Below are 5535 nucleotides of genomic sequence, written 5' to 3' on the forward strand. Positions count from 1 at the left end.
GCTTCGTCTTTTCCCAGAAATTTGCGCAGGTCGATCCCTGGTCCGAACGCGTCTCCGGCAAGGACAAGCACGAGTTCCGGCCGATGGCGTCGGTAGGGTTCGCGGAGGCGGCGGAATGAGCCGACAGGATAGAGACAACATGAACTGGATCGCCATCGGCTCCATCGCCGACATTCCGCCGCGCGGCGCGCGTTGTGTCGAAACCCCGCAAGGCAAGATCGCGGTCTTCCGCACTGCGGACGATCAGGTTTATGCCATCGACGACCACTGCCCGCACAAGGGCGGGCCGCTCAGCCAAGGCATCGTCCATGGCGCGGCGGTGACCTGTCCGCTGCACAACTGGGTGATCTCGCTGGAGACCGGCGAGGCGCTCGGCGCCGACGAAGGCTCGGTACGGACGATCCCGGTCAAGGTCGAAGGCGAACGGCTTTTCATCGCGCTCGAAGCGCTGGCCTCGAAAGCGGCCTGAGGCATGGAAGAAGCACGCGAGGTGAGGACCGCCTGCCCCTATTGCGGGGTGGGATGCGGCGTGCTGGCCGGGATCGCCGCAGACGGCAAGACGACCGTCCGCGGCGATCCCGAGCACCCGGCCAATTTCGGCCGCCTCTGCTCGAAGGGTGCCGCGCTCGGCGAGACGCTTGGTCTGGAGGGCCGCCTGCTTCAGCCGGAAATCAGCGGCACGCAGACGAGGTGGGAGGAAGCAGTCGACCTTGTGGCCGCGAAATTTTCGCAGGCGATTGCCGAACACGGACCGGACTCGGTCGCCTTCTACGTCTCCGGCCAGTTGCTCACCGAGGATTACTACGTCGCCAACAAGCTGATGAAGGGCTTCATCGGCTCGGCCAACATCGACACCAATTCGCGGCTCTGCATGGCGTCGTCCGTCGCCGGCCACCGCCGCTCCTTCGGCGAGGACATCGTTCCCGGCGTCTATGAGGATTTCGAGCGCGCCGACCTCATCGTGCTCACCGGCTCCAACACCGCATGGTGCCATCCGGTGCTCTACCAGCGCATGCTGGCGGCGCGAAAGGAACGCGGAACCAGGATCGTCGTCATCGATCCTCGCCGCACGGCCACGGCCGACGAGTGCGACCTGCATCTGGCGCTCGATCCGGGCACGGACGTGCTTCTGTTCAACGGGTTGCTCGCGCATCTTGTGCAAGCCGGAAAGATCGATGCCGGCTTCGTCGGCGACCATACGTCCGGCTTCGACGCCGCAGCTTCTTTGGCCGGCGCCGACGCGCCGTCGGTCGCGCGCGTCGCAAAAGGCTGCGGGCTCGCGGCCGCCGATGTCCAGGCCTTCTATGACCTCTTCGCCGGCATCGAGCGGACGGTCACCGTCTATAGTCAGGGCGTCAACCAGTCGGCGCATGGAACCGACAAGGTCAACGCAATCATCAACTGCCATCTCGCCACCGGCCGCATCGGCGAGCCCGGCATGGGGCCGTTCTCGGTCACCGGGCAGCCGAACGCCATGGGCGGCCGCGAGGTGGGAGGCCTGGCAAACCAGCTTGCCGCGCATATGGACTTCGCGGATGGGACCAATATCGACCGGGTCTCCCGCTTCTGGAATGCGCCCAAGGTTGCGCGCCGCGCCGGCCTGAAGGCCGTGGACATGTTCCAGGCGGTTGCCGATGGCCGCATCAAGGCGCTGTGGGTCATGGGCACCAATCCCGCGGTCTCGATGCCCGACGCGTCTCGCGTGCGCGCCGCCTTGTCCAAATGCGATTTCGTCGTGGTCTCGGACGTGACCCGCACCGACACCACACGCTATGCCGACGTGCTGCTGCCGGCCGCAGCCTGGGGCGAGAAGGACGGCACTGTCACCAATTCAGAACGGCGCGTCTCGCGTCAGCGGCCGTTCCTGCCGCCGCCGGGCGAAGCGAAAGCCGACTGGCGCATAATCTGCGATGTAGCCGAACGCATGGGCTTCGGCGATGCCTTCGCCTACCAAGCTCCGGCCGAAATCTTCCGCGAGCACGCCGCGCTCTCGGCCTTCGAAAACGATGGCGAGCGCCTGTTCGATCTCGGCGGCGTGGCCGACCTCAGCGACGTGGACTATGCCTCCTTCGCGCCGCGCCACTGGCCAGCGCCGGACCAAAACGAGCAGCAGACAAGGCTGTTTGCCGATGGCCGCTTCCCAACGCCCGACGGCCGTGCGCGGTTTGTGCCGGTGCGGCAGGAGGCAACGGCTTTCACGGTCGATGCGGACTATCCGCTTGCCCTGAACACTGGCCGGCTGCGCGACCAGTGGCACACAATGACGCGGACCGGAAACGTGCCGCGCCTGATGGCGAATGCGCCGGAGCCCGCAGTCGATCTCAATCCGGCGGATGCGGCCGCGCACCACCTCAAGGACGGCGACCTCGCCCATCTGTCGACGCGCTTCGGCTTTGTCCGCGCGAGGGTCCGCGTGGCCGACGCGCAGCGGCGCGGCCAAGCCTTCATGCCCATGCATTGGAGCGGCCAGTTCGCAGCCAGGGCCGCGGCGGGCCTGCTGTCGTCGCCGGTCACCGATCCGCATTCCGGCCAGCCGGAGCTCAAGCATGTGCCGGCGAGAATCGTGCGCGAAAATACCGGCTGGGCCGGCGTGCTGATCACGCGGCGCGATCTCCGGCCGACAGGTTTCGTTCACTGGAGCCGGTACGCGGTCGAGGGCGGCTGGGTCTACGAACTGACCGGAACTGAGCCGCCGGACCAGGGCATTCTTCTGGCGCGCAAGCTGCTCGGCGTTCAACGGCAGGATCAGCTTCTGGAATACACCGATCGCCGCGGGCTCGCCTATCGCGCGGCTGCGGTCGATGAAGGCGGCGCCATGGCCGAAGCCTTGCTGGTCGCCGCTCCAGACCAATTGCCGATGCGCGACTGGCTGGTGTCGCTCTTGGCCACCCGCCAGCCGCTGTCGGCCGTCGATCGTCACGCGCTGTTGTCGGGCCGCTCGCCCGCACCCATGCCCGCCATCGGCCGGGTCGTGTGCTCGTGCTTCCATGTCGGCGTCAACCAGCTCGCTTCGGCTGTCGCCGCCGGATGCGACAGCCTGGAGGCGATCGGGTCGACACTGTGCGCCGGCACCAACTGCGGTTCCTGCCGCTCGGAGATACGGGCGATCATCGACGCCCGCCAGGTTCAGGCGGCAGAGTGAAATCCGCTGGAGCCGCTTCAAGGTGTATTGAGATTCAGCTCAGGCCGAGCCGAGAACGGTGGCTTCCGAGAACCGGCCTACGCCAGCCGTAGCATTGTCGGGCGCTTCCCCGGCAATCTTGTTCCTGTCGGCATTGTTGAGCTTTGCCGTCGCACGCAGATCCTTCAGCACGGTTTCGCAAGGCGTCGCTGCCGTCGCTGCCGTCGACTTCGACACTCCGCCAGCCGCGATGCCCGCAAAAATCGCGGAGCGTTCTTAACCCGAGACCATCGAAATCCGGGGTCGATGCACCTTCATCCTGAAGTCATACGGGATGATTAGCCTGCAATGCAAAAGCCTGAACGCGCTGTCGTCACCGACAAGATGCAGCGCGGTTCATTGGCGTTGTCAGAAATGCAATGAGGGTCTGGGGATAAGTCGCATGGAGAAGATCGACGTCGTTGCCTCGCTGGGGCAATCGCAGTTGTTGCGTCCCGCTTACCTTAAGGCGGCGCTTGCGGCCAATGACCGCCTCAAATTCTATCTGACGGCGCTTCAGACCGCGTACAGCCATGCCATGCATCCGGACGTAGCGTCCCTTGACCTGCATCGCGAATATGCAGCGGCAAAAGTGGATGCGCCGTGGCTGCTGGCATTGCCTGCTTCCAGCCATCTCAGGGCGTCCGTGCTTCACGCGGATGATTTGCCCAAGCTGGTTGACAAGCTTGCAGCCGATTTGCGGTTGATGGGCCGCCCGCTTGAAGGCGACGCCGATAGAGACCACCACGCTTTGCTTTCAAGGATCGAGGTGTGGTGCGGCTGGCTCGGTGGCCTTGAGCCGGGTTTGCTCGATGCAGGGCAGCTGAGGCAATTGACCAGCGGCAACCGCCGCGAGGACGACAGCTTCCATATCCTGGTGATGGACTTGCACAAGGCCATCAACCGGCTGGCGGCGGATATTTCGGACGAGACGATCGATGGCGCGCATATCTGGCAGTTGTCGCCGGACGACCGGCCTCGCGTGGCCGCCTTCATGCGCGGCCTGAACCGCACGCGGCCCCTGAAACTCACCCACCCCGGCCTCGATACGGCGGCAACGCGCGATGGCACGAGGCTGTTGATTCAGAACGACATCGGCACCAATGACGCGCATGTTCTGGTCATCCAGGTTGAAGGGCTGCGGCTGTCGCTCACCTATTCCGACCTTCACCAGCAGCGCTTCGCTTTCTTTCAGGATCTTCTAGGCGAGATCGGCGCGACCTGGTCCAATGTCGGCTCGCGGGCGACCGAGGGGCTGAACGCTGGAGACGCGTATTATGTCGGGACGGCGACGTTCGACAACGCCGACGAAACGGCGCTGGGCGTGACGCTGGAAGCGCTCGGTTCGCGCATCGTGTTTCTGATCGACTGGAACCGGGCGCGCAAACGTCTGCGACTGCTGGTTGGAAAGGCGAATGCCACGGCGATCCTCGCCGCCAGTGCAAGGCGCGACATCGGGCACATGGGATGGCTCGAAGCCGGCGCCGAGCATCTGCTGTTCGATGCCATGGAATCGATTGGCAGCGAGTTCTTTCGCATCGGTGACCGCCTCGACACCGTGCTCGGCGACGAGCACGCGCGCGCATTCATGCTGGACGCGATGTCTTCGGCCTCTCAGGCCATGCAGGAGCATCAGCCCTTGCCGCGGATCGCGGATTCCGTGCGCCTTCTGCTCGTTCGCCATCTCGGACAACAGCGAGACGTCTTCGAGCTCCTCGGCGAGCATGCCGGGTTCTGCCATGAACTGGCGGAAGGTTTGCGGGACGCGCTGACGCATGGTCTGGAACGCGACGGCAAGGCCGCCGAGAAACTGGCATCGCGCGCGAAAGGATGGGAGCGTCAGGCCGACAATCTGGTGACGCGCTCGCGCGAACGCGCGGAGCACAACACGCGCTGGCTGCCATTCACGCGTCTCATTGAGAGAGCCGACAATATCGCCGACGCACTGGAGGAAGCGACGTTTCTTCTGTCGCTGATCGCCGAGGCTCGCAACAAAGGCTGGCATGGCGAAGTGCGCGAAAAGCTGGTGCGGCTCGCCGAGCGCACCTATGAAGCGGTGCGGGATCACGTCAGGGCGCTGTCGATCGCCGGCATCCTGCGCGACGGCGGCACGGCCGAGGATCACGAAACCTTCATCGCGGTCTCCTGGCGCGCGGTCGAGGCGGAACATCAGTGTGACGAATTGTTGCGCGATGTCCGCCGCGCGCTGGCGCGTCACGTCGACGATCCGCTCACCCTCACTCTGACGACGGACTTCGCGGCAGCCATCGAGCTGGCGACCGATGCCTTGCTGGCGGCGAGCTTCGGCATTCGCGAATTGGCGTTCGACAGCATCGGAGCACGCGGATGAGCGCCTCGATTGCTCGCATCAGACC

At 65.1% G+C, this 5535-nt stretch carries 4 protein-coding genes; 3 read left to right on the top strand and 1 reads right to left on the bottom strand.

Going from position 1 to position 5535, the window contains the following annotated elements:
• Positions 1-139: 139 nt before the first annotated feature.
• Positions 140-469: a nitrite reductase small subunit NirD gene (nirD, locus tag EOA29_RS23355; protein ID WP_126095845.1), complete on the top strand. Its 330-nt coding sequence runs from the start codon at positions 140-142 to the stop codon at positions 467-469.
• Between the two features lie 3 nt (positions 470-472).
• Positions 473-3142 carry a nitrate reductase gene (locus EOA29_RS23360; RefSeq protein ID WP_126092921.1) on the top strand — a complete coding sequence of 890 codons (2670 nt, stop codon included), beginning with the start codon at positions 473-475 and terminating at the stop codon, positions 3140-3142.
• 39 nt (positions 3143-3181) lie between these two features.
• Here EOA29_RS23360 and EOA29_RS41615 read toward each other — a convergent pair whose 3' ends face one another.
• On the bottom strand, positions 3182-3358 hold the full coding sequence (locus EOA29_RS41615; protein WP_189349970.1) for a hypothetical protein: 177 nt from the start codon (positions 3356-3358) through the stop codon (positions 3182-3184).
• 205 nt (positions 3359-3563) lie between these two features.
• Between EOA29_RS41615 and EOA29_RS23365 the strand changes: the two genes are divergently transcribed.
• The gene (locus tag EOA29_RS23365; RefSeq protein WP_126092920.1) at positions 3564-5510 is read left to right on the top strand and encodes a DUF47 family protein; all 1947 of its coding nucleotides are present in this window, start codon (positions 3564-3566) and stop codon (positions 5508-5510) included.
• Positions 5511-5535: the final 25 nt, after the last annotated feature.

Origin of the sequence: Mesorhizobium sp. M1E.F.Ca.ET.063.01.1.1, from assembly GCF_003998155.1 — a bacterium.
Taxonomy (GTDB): domain Bacteria; phylum Pseudomonadota; class Alphaproteobacteria; order Rhizobiales; family Rhizobiaceae; genus Mesorhizobium.

What these genes read in the sequence shown, in the direction of transcription:
- nirD (WP_126095845.1), top strand. Translation starts at nt 140, where the DNA reads ATGAACTGGATCGCCATCGGCTCCATCGCCGACATTCCGCCGCGCGGC.
- EOA29_RS23360 (WP_126092921.1), top strand. Translation starts at nt 473, where the DNA reads ATGGAAGAAGCACGCGAGGTGAGGACCGCCTGCCCCTATTGCGGGGTG.
- EOA29_RS23365 (WP_126092920.1), top strand. Translation starts at nt 3,564, where the DNA reads ATGGAGAAGATCGACGTCGTTGCCTCGCTGGGGCAATCGCAGTTGTTG.